Source organism: Nitratidesulfovibrio vulgaris str. Hildenborough, from assembly GCF_000195755.1.
GTDB classification, from domain to species: domain Bacteria; phylum Desulfobacterota; class Desulfovibrionia; order Desulfovibrionales; family Desulfovibrionaceae; genus Nitratidesulfovibrio; species Nitratidesulfovibrio vulgaris.
In genome coordinates, this window is sequence record NC_002937.3 from 2,877,452 (window position 1) to 2,900,846 (window position 23,395).

Here is a 23,395-nt window from a genome sequence, read left to right on the forward strand (position 1 = left end):
GGTTGGCAGAACGCATCGGAGCACTTATGGTAGGACTGGTACCCATACGAATGGAGGCTCCATGCGTTTTTTGATCGTCGAAGACGACTTCACCAGCCGCAAGTTCCTGCAGAACATGCTTGCACCTTTCGGGGAGTGCGACATAGCCGTGAACGGCGTCGAAGCCGTCGAAGCGTTCAAGACCGCGCTCGACTCCAGTGTACCCTATGACCTTGTCTGTCTTGACATCATGATGCCCGAGATGGACGGACACGAAGCGTTGCGGGCCATGCGTTCCATCGAACGCGAAAGAGACGTCGCCCCGGCGCAGGAAGTGCCCGTGGTCATGACCACGGCACTCGACGACCCCAAAAACGTGGTGGAAGCGTATTACAAGGGCGGGGCCACATCGTATGTGCCCAAGCCCATCGACAGGCAGCTGTTCCTGCAACTGTTGCGGAACCTCGGCGTCCTCCACTGAAGCCCGCGCGGGTGAGCGCTTGCGCGGTAGCCCCACGAGCCATGACACACTTCCGCAAATCCTTCTTCGTTGCCGCGTTCTGTGCGGCACTGGTTCTCTGCATGTCCCCCCTCGCCGATGCCAAGCGCATGGGCGGCGGAGGGTCTTTCGGCAGCAGGCCGTCCATGCAGCGCTCGTTCACGCCCACGCCCCAACAGGCGCCGCAGATGCAGCGCCAGCAGACGCCCACCCAGCAGGGCATCAACCAGCAGAATCCCGGTGCAGCACAGCAACCCGGCATGGCACAGCAGCCGCGCCGCGGTCTCTTCGGCGGCATGGGCGGCTTCCTCGGCGGCATGCTCGCTGGCGGGCTTCTCGGGTCGCTGTTCTTCGGCGGCGGCTTCGGCGGTATGCCGGGCATCCTCGACATGCTGCTTCTGGCCCTCGTGGCCTACGGCATCTTCAAGTTCATCTCCATGCGTCGTCAGGCCGCCAATCCCCAGCCCGCAGCGGCGGGGTACGGCGCACACACCTCCCCTTCCGACAACGACAACGGATGGGGCACGCTACGCAGCGCCCCGCAGGGCGGCACGACCTATCAGGAACAGGCCGGGCCTGAAGTCCCCGCCGGGTTCGACATCGAGCAGTTCATCAAGGGTGCCAAGATGGCCTTCACCCGCTTGCAGGCGTCGTGGGACAAGCGCGACCTTGAAGACATCTCCCAGTTTTCCACCCCTGCGGTGCTGGATGAGATACGCAGGCAGGCCGAAGCCGACCCAGTGCCCTCCACCACGGAGATACTGCTGGTGAACGCCAACCTTCTCGGCGTCGTCGAAGAGAACGGCCAGCAGACAGCCACCGTGTTCTTCGACGTCCTGCTGCGCGAAGACCCCAGACAGGATGCCCCCACCTCGGTGCGCGAGGTATGGCATTTCGTCAGACCCGTCAAAGGCACGGGCATGTGGCAACTCGACGGCATCCAGCAGGTCGACCAGTAGCCCAACGCATCTTCAGCCCGAAACGCACGGGGCCGCGGCAGACGTCGCGGCCCCTCTTCTTTTCCGGGATATTCAGCGTCCTGCGTTCATGCCGCACCACCGTGGCCTGCTGCGAGACTGGATGGAGAGGCCAGAGGGCTGAACGACGCGGCCTGAGAAAGAGAACGTGCAGCGTGGCAGGACTGTGTGGCGGGACAGTGTACGACCGCAGACGGACAACGCAGCCAGACAGGGCAGAAGGGCCACCCGTCCACCGGCATCACCGTACAGGCTGCACGTTGCCGGGGGCAGTCTCCACCTCGTCTTCCTCCGCGTCTCCCGCATCCTGTGGAAGACCCGAGTCCGTCATGGTCGGCCCACGTTCCCCCCACAGCATCATGCGCAAGGCGGGCAAACTGCGTCCGGTGCGACGCGAAAGGTCGCACAGGGCGTCGTACTCCGGACGCGAAAAGGTCACACCATCCACCTCGTAGCCTTTGGCGGGCACATCTTCATCTCCCACTTCCACCAGCGACGCCCCACGCGCAGCCACCACCCTTTCGAGCAGTTGCCGGCGTATGCCGAGCGTATGCGTATGCTCGAAGATGGCGGCTTCGACACCTGACCGGGCACGGGGTTCACACAGCACACGCAGCACACCGCCGGGGCGATTCTTCTTCATGACACCGGGCAGCCACAGGACATCCAGCGCGCCAGCCTGCGGCAACACATCGAAACACCGCCCCAACTCCTCGCCAGTGAGATGGTCGAGGTGCGTCTCCAGCTGCACGACGGTCTCGACCCTGTACCCCTTCTGTGCAGCCCCGGTCGTCGTGACGTCACCAGCGGTGGGGTTGCCGTGTCCAGTCCCGTACCGCCCCTGACCAGACAGGGCACACGGGGCGGCTTCATGCAGGAAGAGGCGCAACCCGCCCCCCGAAGGACGACTGCCGTATCCGGTGGCACTGGCACGGACGATGCCCGACGGCCCCTCATCGAAACGGTCGGCAAGTGCCGTGGCGACAAGTGCCCCGGTGGGGGTCACCAATTCCTCGCGGGCGGCAGTGGGAAACACGGGCACCCCCTCCAGCAGTCGCACCACGGCGGGCGCAGGCAGGGGCAGCGTGCCGTGCGCACAGACGACGACACCTGAAAACCACGGCAAGGCAGAGCACACGACCTCGTCCACGCCGAGTCGTTCCAGTGCCCAGAAGGCCCCCACCACGTCGACCAGCGTGTCGATGGCACCCACTTCATGAAAATGGACGTCCTCGGGCCGGACACCGTGCACCGCCGCCTCGACCTCGGCAAGGCGCGTGAAAGCACGCCATGCGCGTTGGCGCACGGTCCCGGTGCAGGCAAGCCCATCAAGCACTGCCGCCATGTCCGGCAGCGTCCTTAGCGGCTGAGGGTCATCCCACTCCACCGAGAGCGTGTGACCGGTCAGCCCGTGCCGCGTCACCGGAATCGCACGTATGCGACAGTCGACGCCCGCAGCGACGAAGAGTGCCTGCAACGGCTGCATGTCGACGCCCAATCCGGCGAACGCGGCAAGCACCATGTCTCCGGCGATACCTGCCCTGCAATCCATGAATAGCCGCATCCCTGCTCCTTTTGCTGCCCTGTCCGCACACGACGGCCGAGGCTCGTCATGCCAGCCATGGCTGGCGACACGCCCGACTATATACCCGCGGCCACGCCATCCACCGTGTCGCAGAAGCCATCCGATACGGTCACAGTCGCCGAAGACGGGATGGGGTCCAAGCACACGTGGGGTGTGCCCGCATCGCCGCCCGCATCGCCGCCAACGCCATGGACCATTGCCTGTCAGTGCGTTGCGGCTAGTAGACCTTGCGCCGCGAGAACCCCGACCCGAGGACATTGAAGGTGTTCTCGATGATCATGAAGGCGTTGGGGTCGGCGTTGAACACCAGTTCTTCCAGCCGCTTGAGCTGTATGTTGGGCACCACGATGAGTGCGACCCTCTTGCTGCGCCCCGTGAACGCCCCCTGCCCTTCAAGAAGGGTCACCCCCCGGTGCAGGTGTTCAAGCACGTCATGTGCGATGCAGTCGACACAATCGGAGATGATGAACACGAGTTTGCGCTGGTTGAAGAGCGAGTGCACATAGTCCATGACCGTCGAATAGGTGTACACCATGATGACGGAATACAGGACGACATCGGTCTCCATGGTGGCAAGGCCTATCATGAACAGCAGGAAGTTGTAGGCGAAGCTGAACTGTCCGACCCTGATGTTCCAGCGCTGGTGCAGGACGATGGATATGATCGTGAGCCCGCCCTCACTCCCCAGTGACCGCAGTACGATGCCAAGTCCGGCACCGCACACCGTGCCCGCCGCCACCGCGGCGAGCAAAGGGTCGTGGATGCTCGACTGGAAGGTGATGAACTGCGCCGCCAGTGTGGTCACCGCTGTTCCGTAGAGGCTGTAGAAAAAGAAGCGACGGCTGACGCACAACCAGCCGACCACGAATATGGGCAGGTTCAGCAGCACATACCAGACGGCAGGCGTGAAGAGCCCCGTGGCGTAGTAGATATAGAGACCGGTACCGAACACACCTCCGGAGATGAACGCATGGGGCATGGCGATGGACTTGAGTCCCAGCGAGAAGAGCACCCCGCCCACCGTTAGCAGGAACAGGTTCCACGGCACTGTCATGGTCACGTCGCGCATCCGTCGCGCAAGCATATTCCCTCCCTCGCACGGGGAGCCCGCATCGGGGCTGTTGTGCGATTCTCTGAATCAGGTATAGAATGGTTCCAGCAGGATAACCGTAACCGTCCCGTGCGCCAAGACCGCCGCAAGGAGGCCACCATGCTCATTCGCGAGTGGATGACCCGCAACGTCATCACCGTCACACCCGACACGTCCATGATGAAGGCGTCGAAGTTGATGAAGGAGAACGGCTTCCGCCGTCTGCCCGTTCTTGACGGCAACGGAAAGCTGATCGGCATCGTCTCCGACCGCGACATCAAGGAGGCTTCGCCCTCCAAGGCGACCACGCTCGACATGCACGAGCTGTACTATCTGCTGTCCGAGATCAAGGTCAAAGACATCATGACCCGTGATCCCATTTGCGTCCAACCGGATGAAACCGTCGAGCGCGTGGCATTGCTGATGATCGAAAAGCACATCGGCGGTATGCCCGTCGTCGATGAGGAAGGTCAACTCGTCGGCATCATCACCGACAGTGACATCTTCAAGGTGCTCATCGCCATCACCGGCGTCCGTAGCGGCGGCGTGCAGTTCGCCTTCGAACTGGAGAACAAGCCCGGAACGCTGAAGCCCATCATCGACACCCTGCGCGAACTCAACGCCAGCATCGACGCCATCCTCACGTCCGACCAGACCGGTTCGGACGACACCCGGCGGGTGTTCATCCGCATCGTGCCCATGGACCGCGCCGAAGAGAACCGTGTCATCGAAGCCATCAAGGAAAAGTTCCCGCTGCTGTACTGGGCACGCGCGCGTGTCCACGAGATGGAGCGCCCCGCCTAGCCAGTGCACCCCCCCGCTCCGCTTCTATCGGCGCGGGTTTCGAAGGTAGAGGCGCGCGAGTCTTGAGTGTGCATGGCCCCCGAAGCGGATGCCATCCGCAGTGAGGCTGTCCCTTTTCAGGTATCGGCGTCCGCAACGTGAAAGACATCTATGACAAGAAGCCCCGGTGGAGCGTTCCACCGGGGCTTTGCCGTGCAAGAGAGGCCGTGTCATGTGCCGTGCGGGGCATGTGGCCCAAGACCGAAGCCCCCCGCTATCGCGTTGCCATGTCCATGCCGTCTACTCCTGCGGTTCCAGCCTGTGTACCCGACATGCAGAGACGACGGCGCAAGACCCGTCGAGGAACGCAGATGGCTGTTCGCCGATTCGCTAAGAGACGCCCGCCGCCAACGGCTACGACACAGGCTGCGCGACGCAAACGGATGAGCCCGTGAAGCCACGAGGCATCAACGCGCACCGTTTGTGATTAACATCACAATCGGTGCCAAAACAAGGGTAATCAGTGACGTGAGCACCTCTCCGAAGCCAGCAAGGAGCTCCACTTCCGCAACGATGCACTGGCAGCCGACGAACGGCACCACACAAGCAGCGCCTCGTTCGATTGTGAAATAATGCACTAATGTTGACAAAAAGTCGGTCCTCCGGCTATGTTTCACTTGCCGTGGCGGAGAATCCGCCCTCCTCCCCGCTGCCATTGCGGGCGGGTTCTGTCGGTCCACCACTGCACGCCAGCCCCCTGCGCTGCCCTGCCGGGCAGCGCAGGTTAACGGCTGTTCACCTAAACACCCCTATCCCATTGGAATAGCTTTCAAAAAAAGCCATTCCCCATCCTTGAATTTTTCATGACATTGTGGCATGTTACCTTCCGTTGCGTGACGAAGGGCCATCGAAAGGCGGGGCGTACCCCTGCATTGACATTACCCCTTACGCACCGTAAGCAAGCTGTACAGAACCTGCACGGTTCCCGACCATGGCGACATGCAGCGGATAGCTGCTGACCATCAGCTGGAACATTGTTTCCGGCCTAATGACTGGTGCATTCACACACCGCCTAGACACTGTCCAAGGAGAAAACCATGGCTGAAGTCACTTACAAGGGCAAGAGCTTCGAAGTCGACGAAGACGGCTTCCTCCTCCGCTTTGACGACTGGTGCCCCGAGTGGGTGGAATACGTGAAGGAATCCGAAGGGATCTCCGACATCTCCCCCGACCACCAGAAGATCATCGACTTCCTGCAGGACTACTACAAGAAGAACGGTATCGCTCCGATGGTTCGCATCCTCTCGAAGAACACCGGCTTCAAGCTGAAGGAAGTCTACGAACTCTTCCCCTCCGGCCCCGGCAAGGGCGCCTGCAAGATGGCCGGCCTGCCCAAGCCCACCGGCTGCGTCTAGTCGTTACGACAAGACACTTCGAGGCGGAAGCGCAAGCTTCCGCCTCTTTTTTTGGCATGCAATCAGACGCGACGCATTCGCGCCTGTCAGGCACGGTTGTGCCCGGCATGAAACGCCCCCCCAAGCCCGCTTTCCCTTCGACCGCACACGTGTCATCAGCAGAACAAATCGCCCCGCACCGCGTGGAGCGGTGGCATCAGCTGCACCTCCCCGCATCATCCATGGCGTCCGAGTCCCATTGTGCTGCGCCTTTCCCGACGGCACCATCGCATCGTCCATGCACAGTGCAGGGCAGCCACCCTCTGCCTTTCAGCGTATTCGACTGGAAGGCGTTCGAGTCACGCGCTGTGCATTGGGCCTTCCCGCCGGAATGAACGCTCATTTCCATCGAAAAGTCAGCACGTTCCGCCACGGCATGACCGGTCACGCGGACATCAGGTGCAAACCGCCATATGAACGACAAGGGCGACAGGATACCCCCTGCCGCCCGGTCATCGCGTCATGCGGTTTCCGATTCGTCGACACCGCCTAGTGCACGGTGCCCTGCTCATCTTCATGAAGCATCCTGTCGAGGGTCTCGTCGCGGTGCATCAGCGTCGAAGCCATGACCATGCTGAAGCTTCTATGAGCCTTGTTCCAGGCCCGGAAGATTTCGTGCATGGCGGAAAGCATGGAAGTCATGGTCTGCTGGGGCACTATGAAATCGCCCTCCGGGTTGCGTTCCAGCCCATCCAAGGCAACATCCATGTGGGCCAGTTCTTCACGCACCTGTTCGAGCAGGTCTTCTATCGAAGTATTCACATCCGTCTCCTGAATATCTGGGCGAGGTAGCCTTGCGGCCGCACCTGATTACCAGCGGGTTCTCAAGAGGTCTGTTATAATCTCCCCACCATGTCAATAAACGATAATGCATTGAAACTATACACCTAGTTTGCGAAGCATCCGCGGTTGGCGTTTCATTGCAGACACTTTCCGCACTCTCGAAGACCCGAGAAAAGACGAAAAAACAGCCTGCGGCCCCCGGTATCGGCCCCACCGCATGGCGCCCCGACGACACACTCGACAGCGCCCACACACACCGCGTCTCCCGTGGACACACAGAAGGGCGGCAACCGGACTCTTTCCGCTGCCGCCCTTCGATGGTCAGGAATCATGCAAGTATCAGCCAAAGATCATTGGCACTTCAGCGACCGGCCACGTTCTCCTGCCACCCCTTCTCCAGTGCCTCAAGCCACGAAGCAGGAATTTCCGGCAACGCCGCCCCGGCGAGAATCTCCGGCGAAAGCGTTGCCTTGCCAAGGTCGACGGCGGCAAGGCGCGCCCTCTGGTCTTCTGTCAGACGGCGGACATCCAGCACCGGGAAATCGCCCCAGTTGGCAGGGTCCAGTTTGGCGGTCTGCGCCTCGGGCGACAGCAGGAAATTCGCCACGACCATGGCACCCGCCCTGTTGGGGGCATTGAAGGGGATGGCCACGAAATGGGTATTGCGGATGCTGCCCTCGCGCAGCACGAGGGTTCGCACCGTGGGCGGATACGTGCCCTCGCCGATGTTGGCCTGGGCGTGCACCGGATGGTACGAGATGGAGAAGTCGACCTCGCCCCGAGCAAAAAGCGAATCCTGCATGGCGGCATCGCGGGGGTAGGCGCGTCCCTCCTGCCACAGATACGGCTTGAGGCCGTTCAGAAAGGCCCACAACTGCGGGGTCTTGGTATCGAAGAGGGCCTTGTCGAAAGCCCCCATGTACTGCTCGTGGCCGCCCGTCGCGGCATAGAGAAGCTGCCGCACAAAGGCCGAGCCCGTGAAGTCGGGCGGCTGAGGATAGGTGAACCGTCCGGGGTGCGCCTTGATCCATGCCGCCAGTTCCTCGACGGAACGCGGGGGTTCTGGAGTGCGGGCCGTGTCATACTCAAGCACCAGCTGGGCACTGCCCCATGGCGACTCGTACCCCTCGACAGGATAGCCGAAGTCCATGTCACGGTGCCCTGCCTCGACAAGAGCCGACGAAGGGAGCGCGCCACTGAAGGGCCCCCACAGGAGTCCCGCCTCACGGGCGTTGCGGAAGTTCTCACCGTTGATCCACAGAAGGTCCATCGTCCCCGTGTCACGCCCGGCCTGTTTTTCAGCCAGCAACCGGTTGACGAATACGGCGGCGTCCATGGGGACGCGCTCAAGGCGGATGCCATGCCGCTCCTGAAGACGGGGCGCCACCCACGCATCCATCCAGCGGTTCACATGCGCGAAGCCGCCGTACATGAACATGCGCACGGTGGTCCCGCGTGCACTCTTCTCAATGTCGGTCCACGTGGTGTTCTCGAAACCGGGGGGTGCCACACGGGTGAACGCCCCGCTGCCGACATCGCCCACCATCGCCCCCGTGGACCCATTGGCCACTGGCCCCGTGGGCGTGGTGGCATTCACGCCGGTCGCACCAGTGTTCGGCACAGCATCGCCACTGTCGCCACAGGCGGCAACAAGCAGCGCGCTTGCCATGCACAGCAGCAACAGCCAGCGACGTACAGCATGACCGCCGCGCTGGCACCCGCCGAAGACATCCCACGGTTCTCTCATGCCCTTCTCCGTTCGCGTTCAGATGTGTAGGTCCGCATGATGCCATCGTGCCCGCACGACCGCCGACGGATGCAGGCTGATGCTCCTCCGTCGGCAGACCGCCCTGTCTGGAACGTCAGCCCGTTTTCATCAGGGAGCGGCTCAATATACCTTGCGACGTGCGAAGTTGGCCCCGAGCACCGTAAAGGTATTCTCGACGATGAACAACGCATGGGCATCAAGGGTGAAGACCAGTTCCTCAAGTCTCTTGAGCTGAACGTTGTTCGTCACGGTCATGACGATCTCACGGTTGTCGCCCGAATACCCGCCGCGCCCCTGCAGGACAGTCGCCCCCTGCTTGAGCGCAGAGGTGATTTCGGAAGAGATTGCCCGACTGCGGTCGGAGATGATGAACACGACCTTGCGCTGGTTGAAGAGCGAAAGCACATGTTCCAGCGTAACAGAGGCGATGAACACCTGAATGAGCGAGGCGATGACAAGGTCTATCTGCATGGTGGCAAGGCTTGCCGTGAACAGCACGCAGTTGAACACGAAACCGAAGCGGCCGATACCGATGTTCCATTTGCGGTTGAGCAGCACCGCCACGACATCGAGCCCCCCGCCGGAACCGAGCGAACGCAGCATCATGCCGCCCCCTGCCCCGCAGACGACACCGCACGCCACTGCGGCATAGAACTGGTCGGTGATGCCGAAGTCGAAACGCAGCACCTCACCGAAAAGCGTGGTGGCAAGCATCCCGAAGAGGCTATAGAGGAAGAAGCGCCTCCCCACGCAGAACCAGCCAAGCACGAACAACGGCACGTTCAGCAGCAGGTACCATGCAGCGGGGCTGAACCCGCCCGTGCCGTACCACAGAAGCAATGCCGTACCGTAGACCCCGCCTGTCAGAAAACCGTGATGGACGGCGATGCCCTGCGCGCCGGCGGCGAAGAGGGCCGAACCTGCCGTGAGCAGAAAGAGGTTCCACCATACCGAATAGGCGAGTTCCTGCCGCGAGGGTAATCTCAAAGACATCATGGCACCTGTGCGACCGAAGGCCGCAACGCGGGCCGTAAGCGGCCCGGAAAGAGGTAACGGGATACGTGGGGGCCGTCTCGTCAGCCCCTCGAAGCGCAAGCCCCTGCCTGTAGCAGGCGCTCTTGTCAAGCCGTACTGCAATCGGGCGGACCGCATGGTCGCGCCGAAGCAGGCCGCACCGGCAGCCAAGGGACGGTCAGGCTGTCACCCATGGTACCGGCATACCTGACGCCTGCTGCAACCGGTCGGACCACCTGCCGGGGCGTACCTAGAAGAATGCCGTCGCGGGGCACCAAGAACACGTCAGGCAACGGCGATTTAACGCCAGCCCCCCGGACAGCACGTCAGGCAACGGCGATTTAACGCCGTGGCACCGCCCCGGTCGAGATGGGTTCAGGGGCGGGTGCAATCAGGCCATGTGAACCTTGGCAAGGCGTCCTGAAGCGTCCTGCACAGGCGTAACCCCGACTCGACAAGCAGCTGGGCATCGTCCTGCATCTTGTACACATAGCCTGTAGCCTGCAATCGGTTGTCACCCCTCCGGCATATCTCCTCCGCGCCATCAAGGGTATGTTCCACCTTGCGGACACTGCGCAGGGCATGGTCGAACGCCTCGTGCACGGAGGGTTCCTGTGCACGTTCGACGACCCCGAGTAGCCGCTTCATGGAAACGCCCCCCTTGTCGCGGATATCTGCAAGATGCGCCTTGTCAGTCCGGATGCGTGCACACAGACCCGTGTCCGCATCGTAGGCCACGGCAAGGTCGTTGCCGGCTTCGATGAGGCTTCTGATGACTGCGGCGTCCGGCCCTTCGACCGTGCGCGCCGCCACGGCAGACGCTGGGGCCGACAGGCAGGCGATGACAACGCACGGCAGCAGCGATGCGAAGATACGGGAACGCAACGGATTCGGCATGACTCCTCCACAGGATGCGGGAACGCAACGTGGTACGTCGATCATGCGCCGCCCCCCGACAGCAACGAACAACCATCGGGACTACAGGGGCGCATGGCACGAACGATATCATGGTCGCGCTCGTGCGTCATATATTCAAGTCAACAGCATCACCCATCATGATGAAGAAGGCAAGGCGCGCGGATTCCGGGCACGGAACCACAATGCAGCGACCCCCGGCACGGACGATGCCGGGGGTCGTGGCGTGAGAGACCTTCGGGAGAGAGAGTATCGGGCCTACAGCAGTCCCCACAGCATGCGCGTGCCCATCACCAGCAGCAGTACCGCGAAGATACGCTTGAGGCGGGCCACGGGAAGGCTATGGGCAAGCCGTGCGCCGAGCGGTGCTGTGAACACGCTCGCGCCGACGATGCCGATGAGCGCCGGGACATGGATGAATCCGAAGGTGTTCTCGGGCAGGCCCGCGACAGCCAGCCCGTTAACGATGTAGCCCACCGTGCCAGCCACGGCGATGGGAAAGCCGATGGCTGCGGAAGTGCCGATGGCGGTATGCATGGGCACGTTGCACCATGCCATGAAGGGAACCGAAAGCGTACCGCCGCCGATGCCCACAAGGCTCGACACGACGCCAATCACGTTACCCATGCCGAACATGCCGCCACTGCCGGGAAGTTCGCGGCTGGCCTTGGGCTTGAGGTTCAGCAGCATCTGCGCTGCGACCCAGTACAGGAAGCACACGAAGAACCCTTTCAGGAACGACGTAGACAGCCCCGCCGCCACCCACGACCCCAGAAGGGTGCCGGTGATGATGCCGGGGGTGATGCGGAAGACCACCTCGCGCCACAGCACCGCACCACGCTTGTGGTGCGCGCGGAAGCTGGAGACGGAGGTGAACATGATACTGCCCAGCGACGTGCCGAGTGCGAGATGCTGTATGAACTGGTCGGGTATATGCTCCAGCGCGAACGCGAAGTTGAGCATGGGCACGATGACAAGCCCGCCCCCGACGCCCAGCAGCCCCGCAAGCACGCCAGCCACGGCACCGACAGCCAGATAGAGTAGCAGCGACGTGATCATGCGAGGCTAGACCTTCCCGTACAGGGCCGCGCGGGAGATGCCCGCCACATCGGCACTGCCGGTGAGGATCATGGCCTGCACCAGTTGTGCCTTGAGGGTGTCGACATAGCTGGCCACACCTTCGGCGAGGCCGCCCACGGCGGCGATGGAGAACGGACGCCCTATCATGACGGCGTCGGCACCGAGGGCGAGCATCTTGAAGACGTCCACGCCATCGCGCACACCGCCGTCAACGAGCACGGCAAGGCGGCCCTTCACGGCATCGGCAATGGCGGGCAGCACCTCTGCGGTACCGGGGGTATGGTCGAGGACGCGTCCGCCATGGTTGGAGACCACGATGGCGTCGACACCCACTTCGGCAGCGCGCAACGCATCGTCGGCGCACATGATGCCCTTGAGGATGAACCGTGCCCCGGCCCCGTGCACCTTGGTGACGATGGCGGCAAGCTCTTCAGCCGTCTTCGGGGCCACGGGGCGGCCCATCTTGCGCAGGGTGATGAGGCCCGCCGCGTCGACGTCCATGCCAAGCACCTTGCAGCCGGTGGCGAGGGCCTTGTCCAGCTTCTGGTCAAGTTCATCGCCGTCCCACGGCTTGACGAAGGGGATGCCCCGCCCGCCCGCTGCGGTGATGGCGGCAAAACCGCTCTCATGGATGAAGGGCGGCACCCCGTCGCCTGTGCAGCCCACGAGCCCCCGCTCGTTACAACCGCGCACGATGGCGTCGATGTAGTCCTCTTCGCTGACGCCACCGCCCATGTTGAAGGAAACACCTCCGATGGGCGCGGCGAGCACGGGCATGTCGAGGTCGAGCCCGAGCAGCGTGGTACGCGTGTCCGGTGCGCTCACGCCATGAACGAGGCGCATGTTGAGTCTGACGGCAGCAAGGGCCGAAAGGTTGTTGCGGAAGGCGTTTCCGGTGCCCAGACCGCCCATGCCGGGCACCTCTCCGGCGCATGCGCGCCCGTCACAGACGGGGCACACGCGGCAGTAGCCCTTCATGAGTTGGCGTGCCTTGTCTCGTATCTCTTTCATGAGGCTCCTCCGTTGCCACGCGAACATGGGCGGTGCGGGGCGCACAGTCCCGATGCCGTGGGTCGCGGTTGCGGTGGGGTGGATGGGTGCGCGGCAGGCCGCGCCTTCGGGCGGGGCTGCGCTCATGGTCTTTCCTCCTGATGCACCCACTCCAGAAAAAGCTCCTCCACGCGGAGGATGTGTTCATGCATCTCGCGAAAGGCCAGCTGGGCGTCACGCAGTTCGATGGCGCGCATGATGCGCTCATGGGTCATGATGGCCCACTGCCTGCGGCGCGGCGTCTGCAAGGTGAAATCGCGGCTTTCGCTGAGGATGTCGTGCAGACGCACCAGCATCTCCTCCAGAACGGAGTTGCGCGTGGCGCGTGCGATGAGCAGATGGAATTCGCCGTCCTCGTCCGAACCGGTGCCGCCCCCTTCGATGGCAGCCCGGTGGCGCGCGAGCGCGTCACGCAACTCGGCCATGTCCTGCCCGGTGGCGTTGACCGCCGCCAGCGAGGCTATCTGCGGTTCGATGAGACGTCGCAGTTCGAGAATCTCGCGCAGCTTCTCGCGTCGCTGTTCGATGACCTCGGCGAAGGGCTCGATGAGGTTCTCTTCGGAACCGCTGAGGACGTAGGTGCCGTCGCCAAGGCGACAGGTGACGATGCGCTGCTGTTCGAGCGCGCGGATGGCTTCACGCAGGCAGTGCCGGGAAACGCCGAAGAGCTCGGCCAGTCGACGCTCCGGGGGGAGCTTGTCGCCGGATTTCAGCTCACCCTCGTCGATGAGGGTGCGTATCTGGCCCACGATCTCTTCGTGGAGGCGTTTTCGCCGTGCCGGTTTGAACACCGGCATCTGATGCGTCTTCATGGAGAGGTGCCTTGCGTGATTGGTCCAACCAATAATTGGTTGTACCAATCACATCTCCGGCCCACCCTGTCAATGCGGTTTTTTATGGCTTTCATTCCATGTTGTTACCGATAGAAACGCACGGTTTCCGGCTTTTGCCGAGAAACCGTGCGCGCACGACGGAAGGGGACGCTGCCAGCAGCTACCGGACGCCTGCGTCAGACGACACGCGAACCGCTTCCAGCGCAGGCGGGAAAAGGGTCACGGCAGAGGACGGCCCTCGGTGATGAAGGATATGCCTTGCGTGCCCGCAGTCCCTATCATCACCCCCTGTACCAGCAATGGCGAAATGGGCCCCGCCGCATTCCATGTGACGATGAACGAAGGGCCGAGACCACCGGTGTCGTCGCGCTCTTCCACGATGAAGCGCGCAGACCCCAGTGGGGGCAACAGCAGGGGGGCAGAGAGGTAGTTACGAACAGTCTGCCCCTTCTCGTTGACGTAGCGCACCTCGGTGAGGGTCACAGGCAAACGGGCGTCGGTATTGCGCACCGAAAGCATGGTCGTGAGGCTCAGCGTGCGTTCCTTGTTGCCGTAGACCACGCTGGAGTACACCGGGACGTAGATGGAACGCGGGCTTCCGGCATGTCCGGGGACAGCGGCCAGCAGCAGCGTGATGAGACAGAGTACGCAGACAAAACGACCGGCCAGTCCTGACATACAAAACCTCCGTTGGCTCATGTCCGTTCCCGGACGTGCTCAAGGCCCTGCCTGAAGAGTGTTCGCACATGGTCGTCATCAAGTGAATAGAAGGCGTTCTTGCCCTCGCGCCTGAACCGCACCAGTTTGGAGGCACGCAGCAGTCGCAGCTGATGCGACACGGCAGACTGGGTGAGGCACAATAGCGCCGCAAGGTCGCACACGCAAAGCTCATCCATGGACAGGGCCTCGAGGATACGCAGCCTCGTGGGGTCACCCATGAGCTTGAATACGGTAGAGAGGGCCGTCACGTCCGCGTCGGGAGAAAGACGGGAACGCACACGGGCGATGATGTCGCCGTGTTCGCAGTGCTGTTCGCAGACGGGGGTGTCGTCCCGCACGCTGTACCTCCGGATAGTTGAACGTGCTGGAGGCTAACCCGCGCGACCCCTCCGATGCAAGCATTCCCGGAACGCGCAGACCGATGCAGATGCCGCGTCTGACGGTGCCCCGGCGCAGTGTCGACATCGACATGCCAACGGGCATCGCTCGCACGCGAATGGCGCCACGGGAGAGGTGCAGCATCACGCGGACACAGCCAGCACGCGTCAACGCGCCACCGCCCCGGGGCGGACTTCCGCCACGCATCCCGCCCCCGAATCGCGATCCCAGAAACCGTATCGCGTAAGCACTCACTAGCAGATTGCTCAAACAACCTTTTCGTGACACATGGCGGCATCATCGAAAACCGCCCCGTCCGCCCCGCCCGCATGGCGGAAGGCACAACGCGCAACGCTGCGAGAGGTATCATGGAGACCAGATACGCCAACCCCGCACCGCTCGGGCTCATGGGCTTCGGCATGACGACGGTGCTGCTCAACATCCACAACGCCGGGTTCTTCCCCATCAGCGCGATGGTGCTCGCCATGGGCATCTTCTACGGCGGGCTGGCGCAGGTCATCGCCGGCATCATGGAATTCCGCAAGGGCAACACCTTCGGCACCACCGCCTTCACCTCCTACGGTCTCTTCTGGCTTTCGCTGGTGGGTCTCATCGTCATGCCCCGCCTCGGCTGGGCTGAAGCCACTCCCCATGCCTACATGGGCTGGTACCTCTTCATGTGGGGCGTCTTCACGCTGTTCATGCTGCTTGGAACATTGCGCTCCAGCGTGGTGCTGCGGCTCATCTTCCTGCTGCTTACGGTGCTGTTCTTCCTGCTGGCGGCACGCGACTGGACGGGCAGCGAGACCATCGGCACCATCGCCGGTTGGGAGGGCATCCTCACCGGTGCCTGCGCCATCTACCTTGCCATGGCAGAAGTGTTGCATGAACAACTGGGGCGCAAGGTGCTGCCTTTCTGACCACGACTTCAACAAGGTGACGCGGCGACAATGACCGGGCAGCCCTCGGCTTCAAGACGCGCCCCGGAAACAAGCCCATTCTTCGAAGTTGTGGCGTAACGCCCACACCCCGCATGACCCGCCGGCGCGACAGTCCAGTACGGACGTCGCGCCGTCTTCGTTCACACTGTGCGCTCACACAGTGCAGGACGCACAGCACACTGCATTTTTTATTGCATACCATTCCGGTTCATTGATGTATTCGTCCCGATACCGGCAGTGTGGCTTCGACTGTCCCCCTAGAACCCGTTGCATAAATACAGAACGCCTGTCTCGCACTTCGTCGCGGGAAAAATGAACCAGTCGACTCCGAATGCAGTCTTCTCAAGGCCTTGCGCTTGCCTATACGATGCATTCACAAGGATTACGCCACTTACCCGGGTTTTCTCCGCAACCGAGTGCAAGGCTTGTGAAATAATGTTCTTTTAGAAAATACAGCCCATCACTTTCCAAAACCCTCACAACATGCCAATGTCCATGCAAAAGTTCGTCAGGAGTGCATCGTTGTAACTTCTCATTGATGAAGGTTGGCCATGCCCAAACGCTACATCTCCGTTGTTGTGTTCACTGGACTGATGGCAATTGTCGCGTTGTTTGGTTATTCAATACCAGGAGACGTGGCCGGAGCCGTTCCGACGCGCATCCGATTCGACAACGCAGGTGGCAAGGTGGTGTTCGACCACAAGAAACACGCCGCAGACTATGCAGTACCCTGTGAGCGGTGCCACCATGAAAGCGCGACACCCCGCGAAAACGTCAAACCCTGCGGAACCTGCCACGGTGTCACGTTCGACGACGCCTTCCGCAAGAACCACGCCGCCGCCATCAACGATGGCGCCTCCTGCGTGACCTGCCACCACAGCGAGTACGCAGCCGCCAAGTGGGACCACGATGCCCACGCGCAGGGGTACAGTCCGTCCTGTACAGACTGCCACCACGACACCTCCATCGAACCCACGCCCACCAACTGTGCAGACTGCCACAGCGACGGCAAGAACGGGGCCTCTCCGGACAGGAAGACCGCCGTCCACACCCGTTGCGCCCCCTGCCATGCCGACATGTTCGACGCAGGGGTCAAGGGCTGTGCCAGCTGCCACCCCTTCACCGACACGCGTGCCCGCTTCGCCTCGACGAAGGAGGCGGTGGTCGGCCCCGGCAGTGCAAGCTGCCAGACCTGCCATGCCGACCAGAAGCTCAAGGACCTCGTGCCCGGACGCATGGCCGCCTTCCACGGGCAGTGCATGTCGTGCCACGAGAAGGAGGGCAAGGGCCCGTTCAAGAAGGACCAATGCCAGCAGTGCCACCTGAAATAAGGTAAGAACCACCATGAGACAGCGTTTCCAGATTCTGAACGACCCTCGTTTCCATCTCGTCTACGGGGTGACGGAGCGTTTCTGCGAAGCCCCCGCCCCCTCGAAGGTACGCCTGAACAGGGAAGGGTTCACACTGGTGGCCGGCCTCAAGAAGAAGAGCGTCGTCCATCCGGGCATGCTCCTCGCCGAACACCCCTCCCCCGCCAAGGGCGACCTGTTCGCCTCCATCCACGGTGTCGTCACCGACATCACCGAGCGAAGCATCTTCGTCTCTGCCGCCGAACCGGCCGAAGACGTCCCCGTCGTGGAACCGGTAGACCTTCTGGCACAGGGGCTTGAAGGTGAGGAACTCGCCCTCGCGGTCAAGAAGCTGGGTGTGAACACCCGCTCGCTGGGCCGCAAGTGCAAGACCCTCATCATCAACGCGCTGAACCCCGACCCCGGCGTCACGTGGGCCGAACCCATGCTGCAGACGCACGTCAACAACCTGCGTGTGGGCATGGAACTGCACCGCCGCATGTCGCGTGCCGAGAAGGTGGTCATCGCCCTTCCCAAGGGGTCGCAACTGGTCTTCGACGGCATCACCACCGCCTACGTCGAGCCGGAATACCCCAACAGCATCGACAAGCTGGTGGTGAAGGCCGTCACGGGGCTTGAGAACCCCGACGACGTGGGCGTCGTCGGCCTGCACAACATCTGGAGCCTCGGACGCGTGGGCAGGCTTGGCACCCCGCTCATCGAGACGGTGCTCACCATCGCCAGTTCGACGAAGTCGGGCAACTACATCGTGCGGGCGGGCTCCACCATCGGTGAACTGCTCGAAGTGGCGGGCATCGAACTGCAGGACGGCGACACCGTCGTCCGCGGCGGCCCCCTGCGCGGCGAGAGTCTCGACCGCCTTGACCGCAGCGTGACCAAGGGCACCTACGGCCTCTTCGTCGTCGAGAAGGGTGCGGTGCCCCCCATGAAGGGACACAACCCCTGCATCAGCTGCGGGGCGTGCGAACTGGTGTGTCCGGCCAACATCAACCCCAGCAACCTGAGCCGCTACGCCGAATTCGCCCTGCACGAGCGGAGTCAGGCCGCACACATCGACTCGTGCCTCGAATGCGGACTCTGCGGGTACGTGTGCATCACACGGCGCCCTGTGCTTCAGTACATACGTCTCTCGAAGCAGAAGCTCGCCGAGAAGACCGTGTGTCATTTCGTGGAGTTGTAGGATGCGCCCGCCCGCACCGCGAATCGTACCCGACAGGGGCCGTAGCGCGAACGTGTCGGCCACGCCTTCGATGAACACCCGCCCCGTCACCGCCGTGCGGCGACCGGGCACCTCGAGTAGGGACTAGGGAGGAGACCATGTCCGAAACGAAACGACAGCCGGTCATGCTGGCGGTGAGCGTCCCGCCCTTCTGGCACTGTGGACGCACGGTGCAGAAGGCCAGCATCAGCACGCTTCTCGCACTGGCACCCGCCGCGCTCATGGCCATATGGCACTGGGGCGTTCCGGCGGCGCGGGTGATGGCCCTCGCCATGGCCACCGGCGTGGTGGTCGAGGCACTCTGCCAGCGCGTCATGGGTCGCGAACCCGAAGTGGACGACCTCACCGCCGTGGTATCGAGCCTGCTTTTCGCATTCCTGCTTCCGGCGAACGCGCCATGGTGGCTGGTCATCGTGGGCGTCACGCTGGCCATCAGCCTCGGCAAGATGGCCTTCGGCGGCCTCGGGACCAACCCCATCAACACGGCGCTGGTCGGCTGGGCCATGCTGCACGTGTCGTGGCCCGTCCTCATGGACCCCAACGCCATGCAGCTTGACACCATGCTCATCGACCCGCTGGTGCGCCTCAAGTTCTTCGGCGCGGCGGCGGTGCACGACATCAGCCTCACCGACCTCATCATGGGCAACCAGATAGGCGGACTGGGTGCGGCGCAGACCGGGGCGCTGTTCCTCGGCGGCTCGTACCTCGCAGCCCGTGGCACCATCCGGTGGGAAATCTCGCTGAGCTTCTTCGTGGGTGTGGTGGCCGTGGCCGCCATCTTCAACATCCTCAATCCCGACCTGTATGCCACCCCGGTCTTCCACCTGCTGACAGGTTCCACGCTGCTTGGCGGCTTCTTCCTCGCCACCGAGGGCGCAAGTTCACCGGGCCGGCAGATACCCATGATGCTCTACGGCCTCATCGGCGGCGCGCTGGTCATCATCATCCGGGTCTACGGCATCTACCCCGACGGCGTGCCCTTCGCGGTGATGCTCATCAACCTGCTGGCCCCGCTGCTCGATTCCATCCACCCGAAGCCCTTCGGAGTGAAGTAGCCATGCGTGACATCATCAAAATGATCGTCGTGCTCTCGGGCATATGCGGCATCGCGGGCTTCGCCCTCTCGTACCTCAAGATGAGCACCGCCCCCCGCATCGAGGAACAGGTGATGACGTACGTGCAGGGCCCCGCCATCCTCAAGGTCTTCACCGACATCGACAACTCGCCCATCGCCGACAGGCGCAAGTTCACCCTGCCCGATGGCAAGCAGGTGACGGTGTTCCCCGGACGCAAGGGCGGCAAGCTCATCGGCGTCGCCATCGAAGACTTCGGCAAGGGATTCGGGGGCGACGTGGGCATCATGGTCGGCTTCGACGTCTCGCGTGACACCCTCGTGGGCATCGGCGTCACCACCATGAAAGAGACCCCCGGCCTCGGTACGCTCATCGCCGAACCCTCGTTCACGGAGCAGTTCATGGGCAAGCCCATCGACTCGAAGCTGAAGAGTCAGGGCGGCCCCATCGACGCCGTGTCCGGTGCCACCATTTCCTCGACCGGCGCGGTCACCGCGCTTGGCAATGCGGCCAAGGTCTACACCCAGCTCAAGCCCGAAATCGTGAAGGCGTGGCCCTAGGGGAGTCAGTCATGCAGCAGATCATCAAGGAATTCACCAAGGGCCTGTGGCAGGAACTGCCACCTTTCCGGCTGGTGCTCGGCCTGTGCCCCACCCTCGCCGTGACCAAGACGGCGAGCAACGGCCTCGGCATGGGGCTTGCGGTCATCTTCGTTCTCGCCCTCTCGAACATGATCATCTCGATGGTGCGGAACATCATCCCCAAGAAGGTGCGCATCGCCTGCTTCATCGCCATCTCCGCCTCGCTGGTGGTGGCGGTGGAACTGCTGATGCAGGCCTATGCCTACCCCCTCTACCAGCAACTCGGCATCTTCGTGCCGCTCATCGTGGTCAACTGCATCATCCTCGGTCGCGCCGAGGCGTTCGCCGCCAAGAACCCGGTGTCGCTCTCGCTGGCCGACGGCCTCGGCATCGGCCTCGGCTTCACGCTGTCGCTGGTGTTCCTGGGTGGCATCCGTGAACTGTTCGGCACGGGCATGCTGTTCGGCACGCAGGTGATGTGGCAGGGCTACCAGCCCTTCGGCATCATGGTCGAGGCACCGGGGGCGTTCATCTGCCTCGGCCTCACCCTTGCCGCCATGAACGTGATCAACACGTGGCAGGCACGCCGCAAGGGCCTTGAAGCACCCGAGAACCCGCAGTCGGGCTGCGCGGCCTGCAGGGCCTGCGCGGGCATCAAGTAGGGGGACACCATGGACGTATTCGAGATTTTCATCTCAGCCATCTTCGTCAACAACATCGTCCTCGCCCAGTATCTCGGCAACTGCCCGTATCTCGGCTGTTCCCGCGAGAAGGGCGTGGCCCTCGGCATGGGGGCGGCGGTTGTCTTCGTCATCATCATGGCGACGCTGTGCACATGGCTCATCCAGTACCATGTGCTGGTTCCCTTCGACCTCGCCTATCTCCAGACCATCGTGTTCATTCTGGTCATCGCGGGGCTTGTGCAGTTCGTCGAGATGTTCCTCAAGAAGATGGTGCCCCCCCTGTATGCGGCACTGGGCATCTTCCTTCCGCTCATCACCACCAACTGCGCCGTCATGGGCGTGACCATCCTCGTACAGCGCGAAGAATACGACCTCATGACCTCGCTCACGTACGGTCTGGCTTCCAGCCTCGGCTTCGTGCTGGCGCTGCTGCTCATGGCGGGCATCCGCGAGCGACTCGACACGGCGCGGGTACCCAAGGCCATGATAGGCACGCCCATCGCGCTCATCATGGCGGGGCTCATGTCGCTGGCGTTCATGGCCTTCAAGGGCATGACCTCGTAGACGGCATCAACGGAAGAGGGGCGCGGCCCGCGGGCCGTGCCTTGTGACCATACAGAAAAGGACGATAACATGGTTACGCTCTCGGTTATCACGCTTCTGGGACTCGGGCTGGTGACAGCGTCGGTGCTCGCCGTGGCCTCGCGCGTCTTCTATGTGGAAGAAGACCCCCGCGTCGAAGCGGTGCTGGAGGTCCTGCCCGGTGCCAACTGCGGCGGCTGCGGCTATGCGGGCTGCGAAGGCTACGCCACGGCGGTGGTCAACGACCCCGACATCCCGGCCAACCGCTGTTGCGCGGGCGGCGAACTCACCAGCATCGCAGTCGGTGAACTCACGGGCAAGACCGTTGCCGCCTCCGAACCGCAACGTTCGTTCCGGCGCTGCGACAAGGTCTCCGGCAAGGTGCTTTCGCGCTACGCCTATCAGGGGGTGCCCTCCTGTGCCGCGGCGGCCCTGCTCTTCGACGGTTCCGACTCGTGCTCGTATTCGTGCCTCGGCCTCGGCGACTGTGTGGAGGTGTGCCCCTTCGACGCCCTGCACATCGAGAACGGCCTGACGCACGTCGACCTTGCCAAGTGCACCGGGTGTGGCGTGTGCATCAACGCCTGTCCCCGCAACACCCTTGAACTCATCCCCGTCCGCGCGCGCGTCGCCGTGATGTGCTCCACCAAGGAAAAGCTCAAGGCTGTCATGGAAGTGTGCGAGGTGGGCTGCATCAACTGCGGCAAATGCGTGAAGGCGTGCCCCGCGCACGCCATCTCGCAGGAGACCGGACGCATCGAGATCGACCAGAAGAAGTGCCTCTCGTACGGCCCGGACTGCAACGAAGCCTGCGTTACGGCCTGTCCGCGCAACATCATGCGCCACATGTGCCCGGTGTACCTCGCGCAAGAGACTGTCGACAGTGCCCCGCCGCCCGTTTCGGAACAACCCGGCATCCAGCAGGGGGACAACGCATGAAGACCTTCAGCAGAAGAACCTTTCTCGGCATGGCCGGACTCACCGGTGCCGGTCTCTGTCTCGGGCTGCCCGTGGGTGCCCGGGCGGCGCAGGCACTGCCCGTGACCGAAACCCGTGTGCAGATGGGAACCTACGTCGGCATCACGGTCGCCGGAGTCTCCGCCATGCAGGCGGAAGAGGCCCTCGGGCGGGCCTTCGCGGAGGTGGCACGCCTCGAGGCGGTGTTCAGCCGCTTCGACGGGGCAAGCCCCGTCAGTGAACTGAACCGCGCCGGGCGTCTGCCTGACGCACCCGCCGAACTCGTCACCCTCGTCGACCGCGCCCGTCGCTACGGCAGCCTCACCGACGGTGCCTTCGACATCACCGTCCAGCCCGTGGTCGACCTCTTCCGGCGCAACGGCAACCCGCGTGGAACCATGCATGTCGACGAGGCCGACCTCAAGGCCGCCCGTGAACTGGTGGGGCTTGCCCACCTGCAGTCCGGCAGCGGACGACTCGGCTTCGACCGGTCGGGCATGGGCATCACCCTCGACGGCATCGCCAAGGGGCACATCGCGGACATGGCGTCCGCAGTCCTCACCGCGCACGGCGTCACCGACCACATCGTCAATGCGGGCGGCGACATCATGGTGCGGGGCATGAAGGCTCCCGGCACGGCATGGCGCGTGGCAGTGGCCTCGCCCAACGGAGGGGCCTCCTATCCCGAGACCGTGCGGCTGACCGAATGCGCCATCGCCACTTCGGGCACATCCGAGGTGTACTTCGACGCACGGCACCAGCATCACCATCTCATCACCCCTGTGGCAGGGCGCAGCCCCGCCAGTACGGGCAGTGTGTCCGTCATCGCCCCCACGGTGATGGAGGCGGACGCCCTCGCCACCGCGCTCTCTGTCATTCCCCCGCAGGACGCGCTGCGCCTTGTGGCATCGCTGCCCGGTCGCGCCTGCTGCATCTTCACACGCGACGGCCGGCGCTTCACCTCGTCCAACTGGGCGACCTTCGCCTGATCGACGCCCTGAACGACACGACGGCAAGAATGAACACTCCCCGGAAGGTCATGCCTTCCGGGGAGTCGCTCTTCGGGTGTTCCGGTGCTCCG

The 23,395-nt window shown here is 63.1% G+C and carries 24 protein-coding genes; 13 read left to right on the forward strand and 11 right to left on the reverse strand.

Annotation, left to right across the window (positions count from 1 at the left end; translation table 11 throughout):
• Positions 1-61: 61 nt before the first annotated feature.
• Both DVU_RS12990 and DVU_RS12995 read left to right on the forward strand, forming a co-directional pair.
• On the forward strand, positions 62-460 hold the full coding sequence (locus DVU_RS12990; protein ID WP_010940036.1) for a response regulator: 399 nt from the start codon (positions 62-64) through the stop codon (positions 458-460).
• A 41-nt stretch (positions 461-501) separates the two neighbouring features.
• The gene (locus DVU_RS12995) at positions 502-1,437 is read left to right on the forward strand and encodes a Tim44 domain-containing protein (RefSeq protein WP_011791677.1); all 936 of its coding nucleotides are present in this window, start codon (positions 502-504) and stop codon (positions 1,435-1,437) included.
• 259 nt (positions 1,438-1,696) lie between these two features.
• On the opposite strand, the gene larC is transcribed toward DVU_RS12995, so the two are convergent.
• Both larC and DVU_RS13005 read right to left on the reverse strand, forming a co-directional pair.
• Positions 1,697-3,019, reverse strand: a complete 1,323-nt coding sequence (gene larC / locus DVU_RS13000) for a nickel pincer cofactor biosynthesis protein LarC (protein WP_010940038.1) — start codon at positions 3,017-3,019, stop codon at positions 1,697-1,699.
• 238 nt (positions 3,020-3,257) lie between these two features.
• Entirely contained in the window at positions 3,258-4,124 is an 867-nt protein-coding gene (locus DVU_RS13005) for a YitT family protein (RefSeq protein ID WP_010940039.1), read from the reverse strand.
• Positions 4,125-4,250: 126 nt separating this feature from the next.
• Between DVU_RS13005 and DVU_RS13010 the strand changes: the two genes are divergently transcribed.
• Together DVU_RS13010 and DVU_RS13015 are read left to right on the forward strand one after the other, a co-directional pair.
• Entirely contained in the window at positions 4,251-4,934 is a 684-nt protein-coding gene (locus DVU_RS13010) for a CBS domain-containing protein (RefSeq protein WP_010940040.1), read from the forward strand.
• Positions 4,935-6,010: 1,076 nt separating this feature from the next.
• Positions 6,011-6,328, forward strand: a complete 318-nt coding sequence (locus DVU_RS13015; RefSeq protein WP_010940042.1) for a TusE/DsrC/DsvC family sulfur relay protein — start codon at positions 6,011-6,013, stop codon at positions 6,326-6,328.
• A 528-nt stretch (positions 6,329-6,856) separates the two neighbouring features.
• Here the strand turns inward: DVU_RS13015 and DVU_RS13020 are convergent.
• The 9 genes from DVU_RS13020 to DVU_RS13060 form a co-directional block, all read right to left on the reverse strand.
• Complete coding sequence (locus tag DVU_RS13020; RefSeq protein WP_010940044.1) at positions 6,857-7,129, reverse strand: hypothetical protein; 273 nt, start codon at positions 7,127-7,129, stop codon at positions 6,857-6,859.
• Positions 7,130-7,511: 382 nt separating this feature from the next.
• Positions 7,512-8,897: an ABC transporter substrate-binding protein gene (locus DVU_RS13025; RefSeq protein WP_010940045.1), complete on the reverse strand. Its 1,386-nt coding sequence runs from the start codon at positions 8,895-8,897 to the stop codon at positions 7,512-7,514.
• Positions 8,898-9,038: 141 nt separating this feature from the next.
• Complete coding sequence (locus DVU_RS13030) at positions 9,039-9,911, reverse strand: YitT family protein (protein ID WP_011791673.1); 873 nt, start codon at positions 9,909-9,911, stop codon at positions 9,039-9,041.
• A gap of 396 nt (positions 9,912-10,307) precedes the next feature.
• Entirely contained in the window at positions 10,308-10,829 is a 522-nt protein-coding gene (locus DVU_RS13035; RefSeq protein ID WP_014524569.1) for a hypothetical protein, read from the reverse strand.
• Positions 10,830-11,105: 276 nt separating this feature from the next.
• Positions 11,106-11,906, reverse strand: a complete 801-nt coding sequence (locus DVU_RS13040) for a sulfite exporter TauE/SafE family protein (RefSeq protein WP_010940049.1) — start codon at positions 11,904-11,906, stop codon at positions 11,106-11,108.
• A gap of 6 nt (positions 11,907-11,912) precedes the next feature.
• Positions 11,913-12,938, reverse strand: a complete 1,026-nt coding sequence (locus DVU_RS13045) for an alpha-hydroxy-acid oxidizing protein (RefSeq protein WP_010940050.1) — start codon at positions 12,936-12,938, stop codon at positions 11,913-11,915.
• A gap of 122 nt (positions 12,939-13,060) precedes the next feature.
• Positions 13,061-13,789, reverse strand: a complete 729-nt coding sequence (locus DVU_RS13050) for a FadR/GntR family transcriptional regulator (protein WP_014524570.1) — start codon at positions 13,787-13,789, stop codon at positions 13,061-13,063.
• A gap of 240 nt (positions 13,790-14,029) precedes the next feature.
• Positions 14,030-14,488 (reverse strand): DUF3124 domain-containing protein, encoded by a 459-nt coding sequence (locus DVU_RS13055; RefSeq protein ID WP_010940053.1) that lies wholly within the window; start codon positions 14,486-14,488, stop codon positions 14,030-14,032.
• Positions 14,489-14,505: 17 nt separating this feature from the next.
• Entirely contained in the window at positions 14,506-14,868 is a 363-nt protein-coding gene (locus tag DVU_RS13060; protein WP_010940054.1) for an ArsR/SmtB family transcription factor, read from the reverse strand.
• A gap of 369 nt (positions 14,869-15,237) precedes the next feature.
• Here DVU_RS13060 and DVU_RS13065 point away from each other — a divergent pair, with 369 nt between their 5' ends.
• The 9 genes from DVU_RS13065 to DVU_RS13105 all read left to right on the forward strand — a co-directional run bounded on the left by DVU_RS13065 (position 15,238) and on the right by DVU_RS13105 (position 23,303).
• The gene (locus DVU_RS13065; RefSeq protein WP_011791669.1) at positions 15,238-15,828 is read left to right on the forward strand and encodes an acetate uptake transporter; all 591 of its coding nucleotides are present in this window, start codon (positions 15,238-15,240) and stop codon (positions 15,826-15,828) included.
• A gap of 656 nt (positions 15,829-16,484) precedes the next feature.
• Positions 16,485-17,180: a cytochrome c3 family protein gene (locus DVU_RS13070; protein WP_223294645.1), complete on the forward strand. Its 696-nt coding sequence runs from the start codon at positions 16,485-16,487 to the stop codon at positions 17,178-17,180.
• Between the two features lie 13 nt (positions 17,181-17,193).
• Complete coding sequence (locus DVU_RS13075) at positions 17,194-18,399, forward strand: 4Fe-4S dicluster domain-containing protein (protein ID WP_010940058.1); 1,206 nt, start codon at positions 17,194-17,196, stop codon at positions 18,397-18,399.
• A 137-nt stretch (positions 18,400-18,536) separates the two neighbouring features.
• The gene (locus DVU_RS13080) at positions 18,537-19,493 is read left to right on the forward strand and encodes an RnfABCDGE type electron transport complex subunit D (protein ID WP_010940059.1); all 957 of its coding nucleotides are present in this window, start codon (positions 18,537-18,539) and stop codon (positions 19,491-19,493) included.
• Between the two features lie 2 nt (positions 19,494-19,495).
• A complete protein-coding gene (gene rnfG / locus DVU_RS13085; protein ID WP_010940060.1) occupies positions 19,496-20,071 on the forward strand; it encodes an RnfABCDGE type electron transport complex subunit G in 576 nt (191 codons plus the stop codon).
• Positions 20,072-20,082: 11 nt separating this feature from the next.
• Positions 20,083-20,754: an electron transport complex subunit RsxE gene (gene rsxE / locus DVU_RS13090; protein WP_010940061.1), complete on the forward strand. Its 672-nt coding sequence runs from the start codon at positions 20,083-20,085 to the stop codon at positions 20,752-20,754.
• A gap of 9 nt (positions 20,755-20,763) precedes the next feature.
• Positions 20,764-21,339, forward strand: coding sequence for an electron transport complex protein RnfA (locus DVU_RS13095; protein ID WP_010940062.1), 576 nt, complete (start codon positions 20,764-20,766; stop codon positions 21,337-21,339).
• Positions 21,340-21,408: 69 nt separating this feature from the next.
• On the forward strand, positions 21,409-22,296 hold the full coding sequence (gene rnfB, locus DVU_RS13100) for an RnfABCDGE type electron transport complex subunit B (protein WP_010940063.1): 888 nt from the start codon (positions 21,409-21,411) through the stop codon (positions 22,294-22,296).
• Positions 22,293-23,303: an FAD:protein FMN transferase gene (locus tag DVU_RS13105; RefSeq protein ID WP_010940064.1), complete on the forward strand. Its 1,011-nt coding sequence runs from the start codon at positions 22,293-22,295 to the stop codon at positions 23,301-23,303. The genes rnfB and DVU_RS13105 overlap by 4 nt, the downstream gene beginning before the upstream one ends.
• The last annotated feature ends 92 nt before the right edge of the window (positions 23,304-23,395 follow it).